This is a genomic window from Streptomyces violascens (assembly GCF_014649955.1).
In the GTDB taxonomy this organism is placed as follows: Bacteria; Actinomycetota; Actinomycetes; order Streptomycetales; family Streptomycetaceae; genus Streptomyces; species Streptomyces violascens.
This window is the reverse complement of record NZ_BMUA01000032.1, coordinates 33,579-50,804: the sequence shown is the minus strand read 5'-3', so window position 1 is coordinate 50,804 and position 17,226 is coordinate 33,579. Positions and strand designations below refer to the sequence as shown.

At 67.6% G+C, this 17,226-nt stretch carries 23 protein-coding genes and 2 pseudogenes; 10 read left to right on the top strand and 15 right to left on the bottom strand.

What is annotated here, in order from left to right; genetic code table 11:
• Positions 1-537: 537 nt before the first annotated feature.
• The 3 genes from IE206_RS36555 to IE206_RS36545 all read left to right on the top strand — a co-directional run bounded on the left by IE206_RS36555 (position 538) and on the right by IE206_RS36545 (position 2,448).
• Positions 538-918 carry a hypothetical protein gene (locus tag IE206_RS36555; protein WP_189970022.1) on the top strand — a complete coding sequence of 127 codons (381 nt, stop codon included), beginning with the start codon at positions 538-540 and terminating at the stop codon, positions 916-918.
• Positions 919-1,054: 136 nt separating this feature from the next.
• Positions 1,055-1,900, top strand: coding sequence for a MerR family transcriptional regulator (locus tag IE206_RS36550; protein ID WP_189970020.1), 846 nt, complete (start codon positions 1,055-1,057; stop codon positions 1,898-1,900).
• An 80-nt stretch (positions 1,901-1,980) separates the two neighbouring features.
• Complete coding sequence (locus IE206_RS36545; protein WP_189970018.1) at positions 1,981-2,448, top strand: hypothetical protein; 468 nt, start codon at positions 1,981-1,983, stop codon at positions 2,446-2,448.
• An 18-nt stretch (positions 2,449-2,466) separates the two neighbouring features.
• On the opposite strand, the pseudogene IE206_RS36540 reads toward IE206_RS36545, so the two are convergent.
• The 9 genes and pseudogenes from IE206_RS36540 to IE206_RS36500 form a co-directional block, all read right to left on the bottom strand.
• A pseudogene (locus IE206_RS36540) lies at positions 2,467-2,565 on the bottom strand (IS5/IS1182 family transposase); the annotation flags it as partial.
• A 107-nt stretch (positions 2,566-2,672) separates the two neighbouring features.
• A complete protein-coding gene (locus IE206_RS36535; protein WP_189970016.1) occupies positions 2,673-2,849 on the bottom strand; it encodes a hypothetical protein in 177 nt (58 codons plus the stop codon).
• A gap of 185 nt (positions 2,850-3,034) precedes the next feature.
• A complete protein-coding gene (locus tag IE206_RS36530; protein WP_189970014.1) occupies positions 3,035-3,568 on the bottom strand; it encodes a hypothetical protein in 534 nt (177 codons plus the stop codon).
• Between the two features lie 6 nt (positions 3,569-3,574).
• Entirely contained in the window at positions 3,575-4,612 is a 1,038-nt protein-coding gene (locus IE206_RS36525) for a NucA/NucB deoxyribonuclease domain-containing protein (protein ID WP_189970012.1), read from the bottom strand.
• Positions 4,613-4,700: 88 nt separating this feature from the next.
• A complete protein-coding gene (locus IE206_RS36520; protein WP_189970010.1) occupies positions 4,701-5,900 on the bottom strand; it encodes an RICIN domain-containing protein in 1,200 nt (399 codons plus the stop codon).
• A gap of 537 nt (positions 5,901-6,437) precedes the next feature.
• Entirely contained in the window at positions 6,438-6,614 is a 177-nt protein-coding gene (locus tag IE206_RS42845) for a hypothetical protein (RefSeq protein ID WP_229853325.1), read from the bottom strand.
• 200 nt (positions 6,615-6,814) lie between these two features.
• Entirely contained in the window at positions 6,815-7,072 is a 258-nt protein-coding gene (locus tag IE206_RS36510; protein WP_189970008.1) for a hypothetical protein, read from the bottom strand.
• Between the two features lie 217 nt (positions 7,073-7,289).
• Positions 7,290-7,676 carry a hypothetical protein gene (locus IE206_RS36505; protein WP_189970006.1) on the bottom strand — a complete coding sequence of 129 codons (387 nt, stop codon included), beginning with the start codon at positions 7,674-7,676 and terminating at the stop codon, positions 7,290-7,292.
• Positions 7,676-7,900 carry a hypothetical protein gene (locus IE206_RS36500; protein ID WP_189970004.1) on the bottom strand — a complete coding sequence of 75 codons (225 nt, stop codon included), beginning with the start codon at positions 7,898-7,900 and terminating at the stop codon, positions 7,676-7,678. Before IE206_RS36500 ends, IE206_RS36505 begins: the two co-directional genes overlap by 1 nt.
• A 146-nt stretch (positions 7,901-8,046) precedes the next feature.
• On the opposite strand from IE206_RS36500, the pseudogene IE206_RS36495 reads away from it, so the two are divergent.
• The 3 genes and pseudogenes from IE206_RS36495 to mihF form a co-directional block, all read left to right on the top strand.
• Positions 8,047-8,259: pseudogene (locus IE206_RS36495) on the top strand (PHP domain-containing protein); the annotation flags it as partial.
• Between the two features lie 157 nt (positions 8,260-8,416).
• A complete protein-coding gene (locus IE206_RS36490) occupies positions 8,417-8,665 on the top strand; it encodes a hypothetical protein (protein ID WP_189970002.1) in 249 nt (82 codons plus the stop codon).
• Between the two features lie 338 nt (positions 8,666-9,003).
• Positions 9,004-9,321: an integration host factor, actinobacterial type gene (gene mihF / locus IE206_RS36485; protein ID WP_189970000.1), complete on the top strand. Its 318-nt coding sequence runs from the start codon at positions 9,004-9,006 to the stop codon at positions 9,319-9,321.
• A gap of 266 nt (positions 9,322-9,587) precedes the next feature.
• Here the strand turns inward: mihF and IE206_RS36480 are convergent, their stop codons facing one another.
• Entirely contained in the window at positions 9,588-10,541 is a 954-nt protein-coding gene (locus IE206_RS36480; RefSeq protein ID WP_189969997.1) for a hypothetical protein, read from the bottom strand.
• A gap of 408 nt (positions 10,542-10,949) precedes the next feature.
• Between IE206_RS36480 and IE206_RS36475 the strand changes: the two genes are divergently transcribed.
• Positions 10,950-11,207 carry a DciA family protein gene (locus IE206_RS36475; RefSeq protein ID WP_189969995.1) on the top strand — a complete coding sequence of 86 codons (258 nt, stop codon included), beginning with the start codon at positions 10,950-10,952 and terminating at the stop codon, positions 11,205-11,207.
• Between the two features lie 186 nt (positions 11,208-11,393).
• Here IE206_RS36475 and IE206_RS36470 read toward each other — a convergent pair whose 3' ends face one another.
• Positions 11,394-12,161, bottom strand: coding sequence for a transposase (locus tag IE206_RS36470; protein WP_189969992.1), 768 nt, complete (start codon positions 12,159-12,161; stop codon positions 11,394-11,396).
• Positions 12,162-12,204: 43 nt separating this feature from the next.
• A complete protein-coding gene (locus IE206_RS36465; RefSeq protein WP_229853324.1) occupies positions 12,205-12,651 on the bottom strand; it encodes a hypothetical protein in 447 nt (148 codons plus the stop codon).
• A gap of 137 nt (positions 12,652-12,788) precedes the next feature.
• On the opposite strand from IE206_RS36465, the gene IE206_RS36460 reads away from it, so the two are divergent.
• Positions 12,789-13,439 (top strand): tetratricopeptide repeat protein, encoded by a 651-nt coding sequence (locus IE206_RS36460; protein WP_189969990.1) that lies wholly within the window; start codon positions 12,789-12,791, stop codon positions 13,437-13,439.
• A gap of 279 nt (positions 13,440-13,718) precedes the next feature.
• Here the strand turns inward: IE206_RS36460 and IE206_RS43305 are convergent, their stop codons facing one another.
• Positions 13,719-13,841, bottom strand: a complete 123-nt coding sequence (locus tag IE206_RS43305; RefSeq protein WP_268254464.1) for a hypothetical protein — start codon at positions 13,839-13,841, stop codon at positions 13,719-13,721.
• A gap of 449 nt (positions 13,842-14,290) precedes the next feature.
• Here IE206_RS43305 and IE206_RS36455 point away from each other — a divergent pair, with 449 nt between their 5' ends.
• The gene (locus IE206_RS36455; protein WP_189969989.1) at positions 14,291-14,545 is read left to right on the top strand and encodes a hypothetical protein; all 255 of its coding nucleotides are present in this window, start codon (positions 14,291-14,293) and stop codon (positions 14,543-14,545) included.
• Positions 14,546-14,850: 305 nt separating this feature from the next.
• On the opposite strand, the gene IE206_RS36450 is transcribed toward IE206_RS36455, so the two are convergent.
• Positions 14,851-15,171 (bottom strand): transposase, encoded by a 321-nt coding sequence (locus IE206_RS36450; protein ID WP_189969987.1) that lies wholly within the window; start codon positions 15,169-15,171, stop codon positions 14,851-14,853.
• 505 nt (positions 15,172-15,676) lie between these two features.
• Here IE206_RS36450 and IE206_RS36445 point away from each other — a divergent pair.
• Positions 15,677-16,411 carry a peptidase inhibitor family I36 protein gene (locus tag IE206_RS36445; RefSeq protein ID WP_189969985.1) on the top strand — a complete coding sequence of 245 codons (735 nt, stop codon included), beginning with the start codon at positions 15,677-15,679 and terminating at the stop codon, positions 16,409-16,411.
• A gap of 103 nt (positions 16,412-16,514) precedes the next feature.
• On the opposite strand, the gene IE206_RS36440 is transcribed toward IE206_RS36445, so the two are convergent.
• Positions 16,515-16,979, bottom strand: a complete 465-nt coding sequence (locus IE206_RS36440) for a hypothetical protein (protein WP_189969983.1) — start codon at positions 16,977-16,979, stop codon at positions 16,515-16,517.
• Positions 16,980-17,226: the final 247 nt, after the last annotated feature.

The following is a 17,226-nucleotide window of genomic DNA, read 5'->3' as shown; positions in this document are numbered from 1 at the left end:
GCGCAGCCTGCCCACCGCCGACCAGCCCGGTCCCGACCGCGAGAAGAAGCCCCCTCGGCACGCCACCGGCGCCCGTCCACTCCCCGGCCTCCAGCATCGCGGCCGCGGACCCGCTACCAGGGGCCGGACGTCTGCGCCTGGGCCAGCCAAGCCGGCGTTGACCCCGCCGTCGTGACCGCCTGCCGCCAACAACTCCCCCACTGAGACGCAGGTCTGCACGGCGGCCGCCTGCCAACAGCGGAAATAGGCGCCGGCCACACGCTCATACTTCCGGATGCCATCAGCACCGCTCGTGCCCCGCACACGCGCAGCACGAACCCACTCGACAGATCCGGGACAAATGGTGGTTGCCGGCCGCCCACCACGATCACGCGGACACCCGGCGGGTCTGCGTGCGATCCTGCCTTCGCCCCGGGGAAGGCAGCCGGCCCTATGCCGGCGTGACGGAACACCGCACCCCGGGGCCCCGCGCCACAAGGCCAGCCGTGGCTCTGTACGGCTCGGTGACCTTTCCCCCACCAGCGGGTTGACCACGGTATGAAGAAGACCCTGCCCGCCGTCCTGGCGGCCGCCGTGCTGAGCCTGTGCACCACCCCCGCGCACGCCAACGCCACCGTCGAAGAAGGAAAGGTCGGCATCCACGTCAAAGGCCGTGGTCTGCGCGTCGACACCGTCGACGGCTACATGGACGGCCAACCCGCCGGCACCCGCGCCCAGCTCTACACCCTCACCGCACGATCAACCCCGCACAACATCACCGGCTGGCAGAACGCCACCCACCACACCTGGGGCCTGACCAAAACCTCGATCGTCCACTGGTACTGGAAGGGCGGGCAGACCTTCCCCGACGGGACGAGACTGTGCATCGCCTTCAACAAGGCACCCGGCGACAACCCCTGCGCCGTCATCCACCGCTAGGGCGTGTCTTTCGGATCAGGCCGTCGCGGAACTTCGGCGCGCGGGGACGCTCGGGCGCACCTTGGCGATGGCGGTGAAGCCATCATTCGAGGACGGGCTTGACTCTCGGGTAACGCGAGACGGCACAGTCAATGCCGTGGACAGGAGAAACCTGCTGCCGATCGGGCAGTTCTCGCAGGCCAGCGGCCTCTCGGTTACTGCGCTTCGGCACTACGACGCCAGTGGCGTGCTGGTGCCGACGTTCGTCGATCCGGTGAGCGGCTACCGGTACTTCCGGCGTGACCAGGTGCGTACGGCGCAGTCGATCAGGGCGTTGCGGCAACTGGACATCCCCATCGAGGAGGTGCGCCGGCTGCTCGGCGGCGGCGAGGAGGAACTGGTCGCCGCCCTGCGGGCGCATCTGCGGGCGGCCGAGCGGCGGCTGGAGGTGCAGCGTTCCATGGTCCACAGCCTGTTGAGCCGACTGACCGAAGGAGCAGAGATGACCCACCGCGTCACCGTCCGCCAGGGCGCCGCCGAACGGATCCTCGTCTGCGGGGCGACCCTGGACAACTCCGGGCTCGACGCCTTCCTCCGCGGCGCCTACCAGGAGATGTACGAGGTCGCCGGCCGCGGCCCGCTCACCTTCACCGGGCCAGCTTTCGTCCGCTTCCACGGAGTGTGCGACGACGAGAACGAGACGCTCGTCGAGGCGTGCCTGCCGTTCTGGGAGGACGGGGCGCAGCCCACGGACCTGCCCGAAGGCATGACCGTGCGCGAGCTGCCCGAGAGCACCCTCGCCTGTACGGAGGTCGAGGGAGCGGCCGCCGTGTTCCCGCAGATCCTCGGCGCGTACGACGCCGTCGCCAACTGGATCACCGAGCACGGCTTCGCCTTCGCGGGCCCGGCCCGGATGGTCTACCGCCGGTGGACCGGGACACCGGACGACCCGGGCAACCGCCTGGAGATCGCCTGGCCGATCGACGAGCCTACCGACGACTAGAGCCTGTCTCCTCGATGAGTCGGTCCACTGATCGGTGCCCTCGTGAACGCTTGCGGCATCGTGCATGGAAGCCTGTCCGCATGGACACATTCGCGGACCGACTCGAGGGCGCATGCAAGTGGTGGGAAGCTGCCATCGAAGAAGCGCAGGAGGGACGCTGGGTCCGTGACGCCGTGGAACGGCAAGTCATCGAGGACATCGGCGCCGCCACAAACCCTCTTCATGGTGGGCGGATGGCCCCGTTCACCGAGGACCCGTGGCACGTGCGAATCGGGAGGATCGCGAACTGGGCCGGGGTGCTTCGACTCGCGGCCCGGTCGGGCGGATGGGTGCTCCAACCCGTCGCCGGGTGCCGCCCGCCGCAACCGGCGGGCATGGCCGAGCTGCTGTCTGGCATCTACGCGGTCGGCGAGCAAGTAGAAATCTGGATGCGGATGCGGCACCTCCTGAAGGGTGAGCTGCCGCCAGAAGACGAGGTCGCGAAGGCTGAGGGCTTCCTCACCGGGCCGGGATCCGTCGAGGACCTTGAGCTCTTCTTCTACGACTGAATCGCCGTCGCTTCGTCGTCACCGCCGTGCCCAGATGACGATGGCGGCGAGGTGGAGTGCGGCCTGGTAAGCGATGGCGAGCTTGTCCGTTCGCATGGCCAGGCCGCGCCACTTCTGCCTGGTCCATGCCCGCACTGTAGGTCCCGCCTGTGACAACCGGTTTCAGCCGACGGCCCAGAAGCGCAGGCGAGCGGGCCGTCCAGCAAAGCTCGCCGAGGTCGGCATCACCTGGGCCTGGCGGTGGTGAAGGGGCCGTTCCAGGCTGCGTCGCCCCGGGACTTGTCGGTGATGTACGTCAGATCCCGGCCGTGCACCCGTTCCCGGTCGGCAGGCAGTTGCGGGCGCCCGCGCGGCCGCCGGGTCCGTTCCGCCGCCGCCTGCTCGGCCAACTCCTGCCGCACGCGCATCTCCTTGTTGGGGCATCAGCGCACGCGCAGCCCCTCAATGCGGTCAGCGACTGAGCGGGCATCGGAGCGGCCTTCCGGGTACCGCGTACCTGGAAGGCCGCTTAGTTGGGGCTGGCTTCTATTGGGCGAGTGCCGGAGCGCGGCGGGCGGCCCCGGGGCGGCATCCTGGTATTGCGGATCTATCGGGCCCGGATGCCGGCGCCGAAGCGGTCCGTGGCCTTGTGGATGGTTTCCGGGGCTACGGGGGCGGGCCAGGCGATGACGAGGTGCTCCTCCACAGGCTCGGCGTCCCCGTCAATGTCGTTCAGGCTGGCTTCTTCGCCGGCGTCGCGGCCGCGGGCGTGGACACGGATGCGGAACGGGCCGGGCTGGGCGTCGGTGAAGTCGGGGAGTTCTTCGTCTGCTTCGCAGTCGCTGGTCACGGCCAGGTACTCGCCGGGGCAGTCCAGGCTGATCTCCACCACGTCGTCCCAGGCGTCGGTGTCGACCTGTTCGGGCGGCTGGTTGCGCACGTCGAGGGTGACCGTGACGCCTCCAGTGTCGGTGCCCGTCATCACCACGGCGAACTGGCCCGGGTGCGCGATCCTGCCCGCGTCCAGGGATGCGATCAGTCCGTTGAAGCCGCTGTAGTCCCATCCACCGAACTCTGGAACATCACCCGCGATCCAGTACTGGTGCGCGGACACCTCCAGCCGCACGGTTGCCTTACTCATGAGGGCCTATACCTCCACGTAGAAGCTGTCGCCGTCCAGGATCCGTTCCTGCATGAAGAATGCCCTGAGGTAGCCGCCCTGACTGTTCTGTTCGCTCACGGGGACGTAGGCGAACCCCCAGTTGGGCTTCTGCGCATTCGCAGCCCCTTCCATCGTCTTTGCGAAGGGGTACTCGTCACAGCTCATACCTGAAGGGGCTGCCTTCTTGACCCGCGCCGGGCAGGCCGTGTTCCGATTGGCGCGCTCCACAACCGTGCTGGTGGTGCGTGTCAGGGGGTGGCCGCTTCCCGGCTTTCCGATCCCGAGTCCTCCGGGCGCGTTCTGGATGTTGCGGATGTTCTGTGCGATGCCGGGGAGTTGCTTCATGGTGGTGAGGGTCGGGGCTGCCTCAGGGATCACGCATCCGGCGCGCATGCCCTTGACCTGGTCGTCGCAGCGGAACGCCGGGGATTCCCAGCGGGTGGAAGCTGCGGTGAATCCGGGCCGGGAGACTTCCAGGACGTACTTCGCGCTGTCGTCGTGGGCACCCCTGCTCACCGCGTCGGTGTAGTCGATGCGTCCGGTCAGGACGGCGCCGGGCGTCATGCTCATGCTCTTGGGCAGGCTGCTTCGGGCGGTGCAGGTTCCGCCGCATGAGGGGGTCACGCTGAGTGTGGCGCCGGTGCCCAGGCCGTCGGTGCGTGTGACCTCTACGGTGAGGGTTTCCCAGAAGTCCAGCGACTTGGTGTCGAGTGTCATCGACTGCTTCAGCTTGTAGTAGACGTTTCCGACCACCTCCTTCTGTGGCAGTCGGATCAACGGGGAGTGCTTCTCCACCGACTCCGCGGTGAATCCGTTGCGCGTGATGCTGATCGACGGTGCACCCGGTGCCGCTGCAGCTCGTGCGCGCAGGGACGGCGTGCCATTGGTGTACATGGGCCCTTGAGGGGCGGCGATCTGGCCGGTGTTTGGATCCGCCTGGGCTGAGGAGGCCGGGGCGAGCAGTCCGCCCACGACGGCGAGGAGAGCGGCGGGTATGAGCGTTTTCAGTCGCGTGGTTCTCATGGTGATGTGTCCTGAAGTCTGAGGTGTGATGCCAGGCTCGTGACGGGCGACAGCAGGTCGCGGCGCCGGCGGGCTGAGCTGGGGACTGTTAGAACAGGGCCCGGTATCCAGACCAGTTCTTGGTCTCGTCGAGGAACTTGCGCCGCGGCTTGAACGGGCTGTCGGCCTTGCCGGTGCTCTCATACAGCCAGAGGCCGCCAGCGCCGTCGCGGGCGATCAGGTCGCTGCGGCCGTCGATTCCGGCGTCACTGACGAAAGCCAGCAGATTGAACTGGCCCCAGCCCCCGCCGACGCGGATGCGGTCCCCGAACGGCGCCCGGTAGTTGCCCGTTCCGGGGTACAGCCACAGGACGCCGTCCTTGTCGGCCGCCACGATGTCCGGGTTGCCGTCGGCCGTCAGGTCCCCCAGCCCGGTCACCTGGGTGTAGGCGCCCCAGCCGCCTCCGAGCCGGATCCGCTCCCCCAGTGACCCGTCAAGGTTGCCCCGGATGAGCCACAGCACTCCCGAGGTGTCCCGCGCCAGGAGTTCAGATGCCTTCGTCCCACCGAGGTCCCCGGGGGAGAACAGGAGGTCGTACTGGTTCCAGCCGTCCCCGAGGTCCACATCGTCGTCGAGCGCGTCATTGGTGTAGGCAAGGTTCCCCTCCGCGTCCCGGGTGTAGAGGCCCTCGGCCCGGCCGTCCTTGTCATGGTCGACCTGGACTGCGGCGGTGAAATCCCAGTTGGAGACAAGCCGGGAGCTTGTCGACGTGAACACATTCCAGCTCTCCAAGGAGCCGTCCTTCGTCACGGCATAGAGCGGGAAACCGGGGCTGTATTTCTTGAGCGGCGGCAGCAGCCACTTGGCGGCCCGCTGACCGTTGTCCGCCCACTGCTGGGCCCGGGCCCCGTTCGCCAAACTGGCGTTGTCGATCTCCAACAGCTTGCCGCTGTTGACGTTCTTCAAGGTGTAGTAGTAGTCGGTCCCAGGAAACTTCGCGGCTTCCCACCGCTGGGCCTTCGCGTCGGTGCAGGCCGACTGCTGCACGGGCGCTCCGTTGTCCGTGCGGGCGTCAGCCACCTCCAGACACTTACCGCTGTTCGAGTTGATGATCTGCAGCGCGCCGTCGTCGGTCCGGGTCATCTCCCATTTCGACCCGGCCTGCCCTTTGCAGTCCCACTGCTGAACGCGAGCACCGTCGTTCGTGCTGGAGTTGTCGACCTCCAGGCACTTGCCGCTCACTCCACTGACGATCTCGCCTGCCTGGTCAGCAGCATGGCTGACGGCAGGGACTTCGACTCCCACCACGGCCGCCAGTGCAACGGCGGCGAAGATTCTACGTGTCTTAATGACAAACCCTCCCCGATCGGCGCCACGGCCGGGCGCAATACGGGAGGGGCGAGCGGCAAGTCCTGCCCGCTGCCCAAAGGCCCCGGCATGCCGGGGCCATCGGCGAGTTGAGCCACAGTCTGGAGGAACCCCCGATGAGCCGTCAGCAGGACGCCCTGCAATACCCCGCAGAGCGGCACGGCATGGCGATGTGCGGTGATCATCCTAAATGAGGTTTGCGCACCAAATCCCGCTATTACCCCATGTGCTGATGATCACGGCATGCAGGCGGGGAGGGGGGTGGTGAAGGCTGCGCCGTACCCGCGACCGGCTCCTCCAGCTGACTGGCCGCCCGGTACAGATTCCCGGCAAGGTCGCAGGCATCATCGGTCTACGCCGAACTCAACGAACTCGCCGGGCAAGCCTTTCCGACGACCACGACCGGGCCCGGCGCGACATGGACCAGAGCGCCGCAGCCGACGCCGTCACGATCCCGGCCCGGCACATCACCAACCTCTACCCGATCACCGATCGCGAGATCGACCCGGCGGCCTTCACCACCGCCTCGGCGCGGACGTTGCGGGCGAGGGGGTCGGCCATGGCGGCAGCGTCGAAGTAGCGCCGTGCCGACCGCGGTTGGTTGCCGAGCCGGTCGGCCACGACGGTGATCTGCTTCTCGATGGTGTCTTCCACCGTGACGGGCGCGAGCGTCACCCCCGCGGCGGGCCAGCTCCGCGAGTGTCTCAGCGACGGCTTCCCTGAACGGCTTCATGTTGCGCACACCGGCATCGAAAGGGCCACGACGCCCGGCAGGAGGCGTTTGCCCACCTAGTTCCCTCAACAGGGGCCGGTCGGACGGGTGTTGGAGGGAGCGTGCGCTCCCGGCGGCCATCTCACGTCAGGGTGATCCTCAGCTCGTACGGCCGGCCAGTGCTGATCGCCTCGGCCTGCTCGCGCAGATCGGCCGCCGTGAACCCGAGCAGCGCGTCATCCGCGGCGCGGCGCAGCAGGGGCACGATCTGGGCCGGCGGACGGCCGCGGTGGGTGGCGGCCAGGGCGGTGAAGACCTGCTGGTAGGAGGCGCCGTGATGGGCGGAGCCGTCGTCGAGGAGCCGTGGCAGCGCCTTCTTGTCGATGCTGATGTTGCCCATGGTCGCTCCCTCGCTCGATGGCCCCGGCCGGTCCGGGCCCTGGCTTTCGACGCTAAAGGGGGGCACTGACAATGCAGTCGTCCCTTAGGTCCGCCAGTACTTTCGTGCGCTCGCCGCACGCGGGCCGCTGCCGTTCCGCCTTCAGGGAGACCGGGCCTGGTCGTGGAAGAGCAGCGGTCACCATCGGCCCGTAGGGCGGTGGCGCACTCGGCAGGGGTCAGTCGGTGCCCCAGGAGCGCAGGCGAGCGGCGGTGGCGCGCAGGGTGAGTGTGCCGGAGCGGATTTCCCGCACGAGGTCGGCCATGGCGCCGGCGGGGGGTTTGGCGGGTTCGGCGGACTGGTGGAGGTAGCGCAGGGCCAGGGCGGATCCGACGAGGCCGTTGTAGTCGGTCAGGGGCCTGAGGGTGACGAACATCTGCAGCAGGACGGCGGCCCTGACGGGGGCTTCGAGGTAGAAGGGTTCGCCGGCGTGGAGTTCGTAGGCGTGGCGGTAGACCGCGGCGGTCAGGGCGCCCCAGTCGTCGATGCCGGTCTCGCGGCCGGTGCGCTGTTCGAAGTCCTGCAGGGCGTCTTCGATCCAGCGGGCGTCGATGCGCAGGAACATCAACGCTGTCCGGGGTGGAAGGCGTCGTCGAACTCGTCGAGCAGGCCGGTCATGTCGTCGACGAGGCCGGCGACGAAGGGATCGCGGGCGGGGTCGATGTCGCTTTCGATGAGGCCGGAGACGTAGGCCTGCATGGTGACGCCCCTGCGCTGGACCCGTTCGGCGAGGAGTTCATGGGTGCGGGCGCGAACGCGGACGTTGAGCTGCTTCTCATCGGCTGCCATCCCCCCAAGATAGCAATTGCTAGCAGCCAGAGGGGTGGACAAGACCTTACTTCTTGTTCGAACAGGCATTCGGTTCTGTGGGCTATGGTGGATATCTGGCCACTGGGACAGAAGGGGCAAGGGGGCATAGAGCGCAGGAGGAGCGGATGGGCGGGTTTGTGCATCTGCATGTCGCCTCCGGCTATTCCGCCAGGTGCGGCGCCTCCCACCCCGAAGCCCTGGTGGCACGGGCTGCCGAGCGCGGCATGACGGAGCTGGCGCTCACCGACCGGGACACCATGGCCGGAATGGTGCGCTTCGTGCAGGCCTGTGCCGCCCACGGCATCCGGCCGATTCTCGGCGTCGATGTCGCGGTCGCCTCCCACCGGCCGACGGAATGCTCGCCTTCGCCGCCATGGCCCTGCCCGCCTGGATCAGCGCCGTACGCCGCCGATGAACCACCCGCCCCGTTCTCCCTACCGAAGCAGCGGCTCGCGGTGCCCCGGCCAGGGCACGGCAACGGCTGACGAACATCGCATGGCAGGCTCTCGGTCCATAAACCCCGGCAGATTCCGCGTAACCACCCAGTTCGGGCCCGACGGTGCGTGCGTACAGGGCTACTGGGACGACGGCGAGGTGGCCGAGAAGAAGTTCCTCGGCCAAGTCGGCATCTACGGCTCAGGAAACGCCGTCGTCACGCTCGCCGAGAAAGCCGCCGACGGTGAGTACATGGTCATCAAGTCATGGTCACAACAGAGCGGCGTGGTCCCGGGAGATGTCGCCTAGCCGGATCCGTGCCGCGAGCCAGTCGCGCCTACACCCCAGGCGCTCACCCAGTACGGGCTGATCCCCGTCCCCTCTGCCGCGGCAGAGGCCCGGCCCGCCAAGACGGGGGAGCCTGACGGGCCGGACTTGTCACGATGCCATACCGCCGACCTGCCCGCCGACTTCGAGGAGGGGGCATGACCGAAAGAAGTACCCGCTGCTGCCGTGCGGTGCCCGCATGGACGCCGGCCATCGCCCGCCACGCCACCGTGACATGGGCTTGAACCCGCTGGTCAAAGCCTCGGCCACAGGGTCATGATGGGGGCCGCTCGGTTTCCGCAGGACGAGAGGACCGCCCCATGGCTCTGCCCCCGTTGACCCTTGAGCAGCGCCGGGCCGCGCTGGAGAAGGCAGCCGCCGCCCGCAAGGAGCGCGCCGCCGTCAAGGAGGCGCTCAAGCACCGGAAGCTGTCGCTGGGTGACGTGCTGGACAGCACCTCCGAAGCGGTCCGCAAGCTGCCGGTCCGGGCACTGCTCGAAGCGCTCCCCGACGTCGGCAAAGTACGCGCCCAAAGGATCCTGGACGAGATGCAGATTTCCGACAGCCGCCGGGTACGCGGCCTGGGCAACGCCCAGAAGGAACGTCTCCTCGAACGGTTCACGCCCCACGCCAACTGACCGTCAGGGCTGGAATACAGTCTGTGCGACCCGGTACTCCGCACCCAGCGCGTCGAGTTCGTCACCGGAGCCGGGCGCACGGCGCCGGTGAGATCCTTCCTCGATCCGTAGGTAGTCCGGAGGTGCCACGGCCCCTGCTCCGCGATTCCGGCCGCGATGACCGTTCGGCCGGATGTCACGTGGCCCAACATGGCCGTCCTGTCCTGATGTTGTATCCGGAGTCGCGGGAGGCCGGCCCGCCAAGCTGCGGGCCGGCGTCACGGCTGTCAGCCGAAGTGCAGTTGGCCGTCCGGCCATCCGCCGGGCCGGGGCTTGGGGGCTTTGAGCTCGGGCCGGGCCAGGAGGAGGTCGACGGTGCGCTTGGGTGGTGCGTAGCCGCCGGACTTCTCGGTGAGGAAGTCCTGGACCCGGATCCGGCGAACTGCGGCGGTGGTGGCGCCGTTCAGGAGCTGCTGGTCGAGGATTTCTGTGGCCAGGGTGTCCAGTTCCTGCTCGTAGCGGGTGAAGAGGCGGAAGGCCGTCTGCCCGATGGCGGCCTCTGCGTCGCGCAGGGCGCCCTGGAGGATCCGGCGGTGCGCGTAGAGGGTCTCGTCGTCCGCGCCGTCCGGGGCGGGGTAGACCTCACTGGCGATGGCGAAGGCCCACATGCCCCGCGCGGAGCGCATGTCGGGGTGGGCTTCGAGTTCCTTGGACGGCCGGGCGCTCTCCTGTTCGATGTGGGCGCGCATTTCCTCGGCCTTGACCTGGGCCCCGTAACTGAGCGCGTTGCTGAACTCGGTCCACTGCTCATCCAGTTTGGCCCGCCAGGGGGCCTCGGCTGCCCAGTAGTGGGCGACGCCGTCGGTCACGAAGCACAGAGCGACGCTGTCGAGCTCGCCGTCGTGAGTCTTGGCCCGTCGGCGCAGGGCGCGCAGTGTCTTGAGGCTGTCGGCGTCGAGCCGGTCTTCCGGGGAGTCTTCTTCGTCCCCGTCGTCGAGGACGGCGAAATCCTCGGCCTCGAAGCGTTCGGCCACGTAGTACAGGAACCGTGCCCCGCCCTCGCGGGCGAGGCCGACGAACTCCTCGGCGCCGAGGTCGTCGGGGCCAAGTCCCACCGACCGTCCGGTCAGGCCGGGGGTACGGGCCAGCGGAACCATTCCGCACTCGCGTGCCCATTGCGGGACCTGCTGGACCAGGGTCTCCAGGTCCACTACGGCATTGCGTTCCACACACACGGTCACGGCGTCCGCCCTCTCACAACATTCCGTCACCTCGTGTGACGGAATGTTGCTGAGGGTAGGGGGAGGGTCTGACAACGACTCCGGGCGCAGCGGATACCAAGACCCACGGCCGGCCGATGACCCCGGCACGGCACGGTCTGCGTACTCCGGGACGGAGCCACCGGGCGGTCTCTCATGCCGCGGAGATCCACGCCCGTATCCGGCTGTGCCGCCGCGGACAGGTGACGGGTCATCAGACCCGCTCGCGTACAACCCGCGGCGTTCAGGCCGCACGGACGGACTGCGACGGACTGAGCGCGGTGCCCCAGGAGGCCGGCGGGGCCGGAACCTGGATATCCTTCACGGTGCGTCAGCAGCGCCCGCGGAGGTGGCGGGGACCTGCTGGCGGGGCGTCTTCACCGGGGAGGCATGACGATGGCCCTGTCGCGACCTGACTGGTTCGATGACCTCGACGCCTGGTGGAGGACTGCCCTGGGAGTCGAAGCGTCCAGCCATCTGGAGCCGCTCGGCGTCGATACCGAGGGCCGCCTCCATCTTCGAGGCATCACGGTGGCTTGGGCCGCGCAGGCGACCGTGCTGTCGGCCGCCCTTACCGCGCGCCTGAACGCGGCGCTTCCGCCGCCCGCCCAGATCACCGGAATCGTAGTCCGCCCGGCCCCCGAATGATCACCCACACTCCGTTGCGGTCCTTCGTGACGCACAGAGGCTCTGTTCGCTGGTTGTCCCTGGGGGCGCGGGATCGCAACGGGTGACCTGGGACCCCACCACCGAGCAGCCCATCACCTAAGGGTTGTCCCGTAACGATCTTGGAGTTGGTGGAGGAGAGGTCGGTCGCTGCGTCCCCCGCTGTGCTTACCCGGCGAAGGTGAGATTGTGCAGGCGAGCGATGCCGAGCATCGCGTGATGAACGCCGTCGCCTTTGAGTCGGCAGTCGCGCAGGATCTTCCAGCCCTTCATGCGGGCGAAGGTGTGCTCGACGCGGGCCCGGACCTGCTTGTGGGAGTGGTTGTGTGCCTCTTTCCAGGCCAGGAGGTCCTCGCCTTTGCGCCGGCGGTGCGGGATGACCAGTCCGGTGCCTTGGTAGCCGCCGTCTGCGATGGTCATCGTCTTGCCGACGGCGGCCTTGGCGCCGGATTCTTCCCAGCCGCGGGAGTCGTGCCGGTTGCCCGGCAGGGGTCGGCCGACCACGACAACCAGGCGGGTATCGGCGTCGATGACCACCTGATGGGCCGTGGAATAGCGGTAGTTCTTGGACTGCTCAGCGATCGTGTGGTCACGGGTGGGAACCAGGGTGCCGTCCACGATCAGGACGGTGTCCTTCGCGAACCGCTTGCGGGGCTGGAGTGCGAGCAGCGGCCCGAGGTGGTCGATGATCCGATCTGCGGCCGACTTCGAGATGCCGAACAGCGGGGCGATTTGGCGCATGGTCAAGTTCGTGCGCCAGTAGGCCGTGACAAGCAGAATGCGATCCTCAAGTGGGAGCCCCCAGGGCCGCCCACGCTGAAGTCCGGCAGCGGTCTCGCGCCGCACGGCAGTCACCAGCCTGCGGAAGGAGCGCGGGCTCAGCCCGGTGAAGGGACCTATCCAGGACGGCACCGACGCCGTGATCACCGCAGTCACACCAAGATCGTTTCATCTGGGGTCGACCGGGACCGGGTATGGGTCAAGTGCGGAGCCCGAGGTGCCGGTCCAGCTGACCGCGCAGACGCGCGGAAGCCCCACGGAGAGTCCCGAGTTGTCGCACTTCTGCCGCCGCGAGTTCCGTCCGCCCAGCCAGCGCGAGCACAGCGGCATAGGGCCGTTCACCTTCGGCGAGCTTCGCCGCCACGGCATCACGGACGCCTCGCAGCACCGCGTGGTCCGCCCTCGGATGCTCCGCCAGCAGCCGAAGGAGCCTGTTGTCGTTCCAGGCACTGTCTTGCGCCGTGCTCAGTTCCAGCAGAGTGGCAGGCGCCGTGGCGGGATTGGCGGCCAGTGCCTGCCATACGAAGGGGTAAGGACACCGTGCGAGGCGATGCAGTACGGCGCTGTCGCTCTCGGCATGCGCCAGTTCAAGGTAGTCAGCAGGCGTGTGCACGGACATGGCCCCCAGAATCGTCGGGGCGATCATCCTGCCATCAGGGCCCAGTCGCCCGCGCGCGGGGCGCTGCCGCAACCGGTCGAAGATCGCTTACGGGACAGCCCTTAGAGGCCGACCGAGCGCCGGACGCCGCAGCACTCCGAATCTGGGATCGATACGATCACTGCATGACTGTGGACGAGCGGATCAAGCAGGCCGGACTTCTTTACGAACGCGCCGTTTTCGGTGGCGACAGCGACGGACTGGAGATCGCCGACCGCGGCCTCGACGCGGTCGAGGCCGACTTGGCTCTGGCACGTGGCCGTCTGATCCATGCCCGGTTCCTGGAGGATCGGGAGGAGGACGCAAGGGAGCTGGAGCTCTTCAAGCGTGCGGCGGATCTCTACGGGCGCCTCGGTGAGGTGCGAGGTCACGGCGAGGCGGTGTTCTGGATCGGCGTCTTCCATCAGGTGGTCCGCGACGACAACGCGAGCGCGCTGCCCGCCTTCCGGCGTGCCCTCGACCTCGCCGGCCAGGTAGAAGACCGGCTGACCATGTCCTACGCCTTACGGCATCTCGGGATTGCCGACCACATGGCCGGCAACCTGGACGACGCCCATACGTTTCTCGAGGAGTCGACCCGTCTGCGACGCGAGCTGGGGTTTTTGCCGGGGGTGGCGGCCAACCTGATCGGACTGGCCTACCTCGCCGCTCAACAGAACCGGCGCGACGAGGCAGCCGCGCTGCTCACGGAAGCGACAGATCTGGCTCGGAGCAGCGATTCCCATGGTGTTCTGCGCCAGATAGCGGGAGCCCGAGAGGATCTCAACATGCCGTGAAGCGACAACGCCTGGCCGTGGCGCCACGTCGGAAACGTACCGGGCATCCTGGCGGCCGGTCGGGCTGTGGCCGCCGCGCCGTTTCCCTGCCGTTCCGGCGAGGAGGCGGTGCGAGGAGCTGGAGACGCGGGAGGGCCGCGGCGCGGGAGCGGGTTCAGGCGCTGGAGACACAGATCGCGGAGCTGACGGTGCCGCTGGAGGCGGAGCAGAGGCCGCACCGGACCAACCGCGGGCCTGCTGAGCCCGCACACTGAGCTGCTTCTCCACCGGGGCGCGTCGTTACGTGACGACGATGCTGACGTAGCCGGCTGTGCCGTTGTGGGCGATGGCTTCCGTGGAGTTGGCTCTGCGGCCTCCGGAGCCGCCGAGGAGAGAGCCCTCCGGCTCCGCCGGAGCCGACACCGTCGCCAGGGGAGTTCGAGCGAACTGGCAGCCTGCACGGGACGCTCCGCTGCCTCGTCCGCATGTCAGCTGGGCATCCGGCTGCGCGCGGGCCCGGACAAGGGCACGCTGGAGTGGCGGAAGCCGAACCGGGATGACGCTCCATACCCTGCGCGTCGTTCTGCCGAACCGTCACGACGCCTGTCCCACCGCTGCAGAACCGCAGCCAGCCCCACGGCGGCCGCGACCGCCCAGGCAAGCGATCCCGCCATCGCAACCGGCCCGGCACCACCGCCACACAAAACCCGAACCCCCACCCCACAGCCAGGCGTTGATCGCTACGTGGTGACGACGCAGTACTGGCCACCGCCCGTCTGGGCCAGCGAGTCCGGGAGACAGGCCAAAACCGGCACCCGCAAGACCGCACACACTATGATGATCTTGCATTTGCCGCGCTTTGGGGGACTTCAGTGACAAAGAAACCGGCCAACTGGCCGCTGACCGGTGCGTACGGCACCGCGGCCACAGCCATGCTCCTCGGACTGTGGTGGACAGTGGTCATCATCACGGGCGGGACACTGCCCCTGCTCGGCATCAAATCCGAAGGTGAACCCTTCCTCGGACTCGCCTTCCTCGTCGTCGTCACCCCCCTGTTCGCCACCATCGCCTTCTGGACGGCCTTCATCCCGCTCGCGCTGCTCGCCAAGATCCGCGGCAGGTGGTGAAGGTCCACCGCAAAACCTGCCGCAGCCGCCCTTGCACCCGCAGAGCGGGTGACAGCCGACAGGACGAGACAGGCGGGCACACGGGCGAGTTACCGCTGGACCACGGCAAGGACTTCATCGGCGTCGAAGTCGATGACGGTGCCCTCGAATCCGGCCGCCATCCTGGGACTGCCAGGGACCCCGGTGACCCGGCCTAGTCGCACAGTTCCGCGCCCACACGCAGCTCCTCCGGCCGCACCACCCCCACAGCAGGATTGGTGCTGGGAAGCAGCCCGCTGAACAGGAGTTCACCCACGCGCAGCGGCTCACGTCCACGCGCACGGGACGGCCGAGCAGTCACTACCTGCGGCGCGGGCGGCGCCTACGGGCTTCGGGCAGGGGAGGCAGCGTTGCGGGGTCGATGCCGGCTCGTGGTTCTCCTTGCGCAGCCGCGCGAGCTCGGCCCGCTCGTCGGGATCCAGACCGGCCCGGGTGGCCTCCTTCTCCCGCGAGGTCCACGTGGCCAGCGTGCCCTCGTTGATCCCCAGGTCCCTCGCGACCTGGGTCACCGGCTTCCCGGTCTCACGAACGATCCGGACGGCCCCAGCCCGGAACTCCGCGTCGTACTTCTTGCGTATCTCTGCCATCAAACTTCCTCATAGCGGACATCTCCATACTACGAGGGGAGGGACAGGGTGACTTCTCGCCAGAATGCGTGGCTGCTCCAGTCGTTCCAGGTCCGCGTCCGCTTCACCAGACTGTCCAGATCTATGGATTTGTAGTGTTTGCACTGTTCTTTCATGGAAACGCCATGGAGCGAATCAGGTCGCAGCGGTCAAGTCTGCGAACTCTTCCACGAGAGACAGGTCGACGAAACCGCACCTCCGGGAGATCCAAGTGGTTCGGCGGCGTGTCGTCGCTATGAAGGCGCAAATTTTTCATTGCGCCCGCCCGTACTCGGTGCGCAATGCTTGCACTTCGACCATGTCGGCGAGAAGCGTCACGTGCAGGTTTTGAGCCAATGGCGATCCGGAATGCTTTATCCGGGTGACTTCTTCGAGCCGCCGGTTTAGGTTCGACTGGTCTTGAGCGGCGGGGGGTTGCTCACAAACAAAGAGAAGTCCCTTCCGCCGCCACACACGGGGAGGGAATATGCACAAGAATTTCAAGGCGGTTTTCTTGGCTGCGGCGATGGTGGGAGGTGTACTCATCGCTGGTGCTCCGGCGGCTACGGCGGCTACGGCGGCTACGGCGGCTACGGCGGCTACGGCGGCTACGGCGCAGAACGTGTCGGTGGCCCCCTCGGCCGCAAAGCCCGTTCCTCATCCGGTCATCGCCGACTACAACGGTCGGAAGATCAACCTTGCTGAGGGTTGGCAGGGCGCACAGACCTGCACGGAGCTGCCCGGAGGCGCGGTCCACTGCTACGACACGTTCGAGCAGGCGGATGCCGACACTGCCCGGTTCATGGCCGCGCGGGCGGGCTCCAAGGACGTGGCCAAGTACACGGCACCGAGCCGGAAGCAGACCGGGGGATCTGGTGTGGCCCGGGCCGGAAAGGTGCAGGACTGCTCGGCGGATTACTGGTGCATTTACGACGGCCCGAATTACTCAGGCCCGCACCTGCAGTTCTTTGACCCCGGTACGAAAGAATTGAGTGATTGGGGCTTCCGGGACAGAGCGAGTTCCCTCTACCGGATCGTCGTGAACTATCCGCTGAACTACGGCGGTGCCCATCTGATCGACTACCGTTCCTGGCCGGTCGCGGACCGCGACATATCGTTCATATCGTCGGAAGAAGACCGCCCCAATCTCAGTTGGCTCGCATACCCGGGTGGGGGCAACTGGGACAACAAGGCTGACGCTGTGAAGGTCTGGCGCGGCTGACCTGAAGCGGCCGGTCGGCCTCCTCCCGACCGGCCGCACTGGCGTTTTCGGGAGTTTCCTCTTTGCCAGTCAGAGCAGAAGGTATGAAAGCTCCCCCGCACGGTCAGAGACGCGTGTCCCAGCGGTGCTGCAAGGCTCCGGTGGGGCCGACGATATATAGCTGATAGCCCTTGGCCAGTGAGACGTGTTCCTCACGGGCGAGGAAACCGGTGACCCCGTTCCTGAGGCTTTCGAATGTTGGAGAGCTGTCATCGGGATTGCGTGTCCACACGTTGATGACAGGGGTGCCGGAGTCGGAACGGTACTGGATGCCGTACACCTCTGGTGCCCCGCCGGACCGGTGGTAACGCTCGGCCAGGGCGGTCTCCGCCGCAGCGGGGGTGCCGGTGGGTGTATTGGTCGGTGCGGCCTGGATGGGCCCGCGATCCTTCTGGAAAACGGTGCAGCCTGACAGAGCGAGAACCCCGGTGGCGGCGAGCGCCAGCAGAGCAGAGGTCATAAACGGCTTTAAGGGAATGCGAGTCATGCCCGGCCCAATCTTCTCTGGAATGTGGGGTATTGCATGCATTTTGGCAGTCTGCGCCAGCAGGTCGACGATACCCAGCTCTCCGCCTCCATCACCAGCCTCCGGTGCGGCTCAAGGGGCGATGCCTATAGCCGTAGCCGCCGTTCCTACATGACGGAATCACACACATTCAAAGGAGTCATTGATGCCCGCTGTCCGCCGTCTTGCCGCAACGGCGTTAGTTGCCGCCGGTTTCCTGGCCACAGCCATAGCGCCCGCCCAGGCCGCAACGCCCATGCCGTGTGAGCGT

Excerpts from the sequence above, each read along its gene's own strand:
- IE206_RS36555 (WP_189970022.1), top strand. The coding sequence starts at position 538 with ATGAAGAAGACCCTGCCCGCCGTCCTGGCGGCCGCCGTGCTGAGCCTG.
- IE206_RS36545 (WP_189970018.1), top strand. The coding sequence starts at position 1,981 with ATGGACACATTCGCGGACCGACTCGAGGGCGCATGCAAGTGGTGGGAA.
- IE206_RS36530 (WP_189970014.1), bottom strand. The coding sequence starts at position 3,568 with ATGAGTAAGGCAACCGTGCGGCTGGAGGTGTCCGCGCACCAGTACTGG.
- IE206_RS36525 (WP_189970012.1), bottom strand. The coding sequence starts at position 4,612 with ATGAGAACCACGCGACTGAAAACGCTCATACCCGCCGCTCTCCTCGCC.
- IE206_RS36510 (WP_189970008.1), bottom strand. The coding sequence starts at position 7,072 with ATGGGCAACATCAGCATCGACAAGAAGGCGCTGCCACGGCTCCTCGAC.
- IE206_RS36505 (WP_189970006.1), bottom strand. The coding sequence starts at position 7,676 with ATGTTCCTGCGCATCGACGCCCGCTGGATCGAAGACGCCCTGCAGGAC.
- IE206_RS36500 (WP_189970004.1), bottom strand. The coding sequence starts at position 7,900 with ATGGCAGCCGATGAGAAGCAGCTCAACGTCCGCGTTCGCGCCCGCACC.
- IE206_RS36490 (WP_189970002.1), top strand. The coding sequence starts at position 8,417 with ATGGCAGGCTCTCGGTCCATAAACCCCGGCAGATTCCGCGTAACCACC.
- mihF (WP_189970000.1), top strand. The coding sequence starts at position 9,004 with ATGGCTCTGCCCCCGTTGACCCTTGAGCAGCGCCGGGCCGCGCTGGAG.
- IE206_RS36475 (WP_189969995.1), top strand. The coding sequence starts at position 10,950 with ATGACGATGGCCCTGTCGCGACCTGACTGGTTCGATGACCTCGACGCC.
- IE206_RS36465 (WP_229853324.1), bottom strand. The coding sequence starts at position 12,651 with ATGATCGCCCCGACGATTCTGGGGGCCATGTCCGTGCACACGCCTGCT.
- IE206_RS36460 (WP_189969990.1), top strand. The coding sequence starts at position 12,789 with ATGACTGTGGACGAGCGGATCAAGCAGGCCGGACTTCTTTACGAACGC.
- IE206_RS36450 (WP_189969987.1), bottom strand. The coding sequence starts at position 15,171 with ATGGCAGAGATACGCAAGAAGTACGACGCGGAGTTCCGGGCTGGGGCC.
- IE206_RS36445 (WP_189969985.1), top strand. The coding sequence starts at position 15,677 with ATGCACAAGAATTTCAAGGCGGTTTTCTTGGCTGCGGCGATGGTGGGA.
- IE206_RS36440 (WP_189969983.1), bottom strand. The coding sequence starts at position 16,979 with ATGCATGCAATACCCCACATTCCAGAGAAGATTGGGCCGGGCATGACT.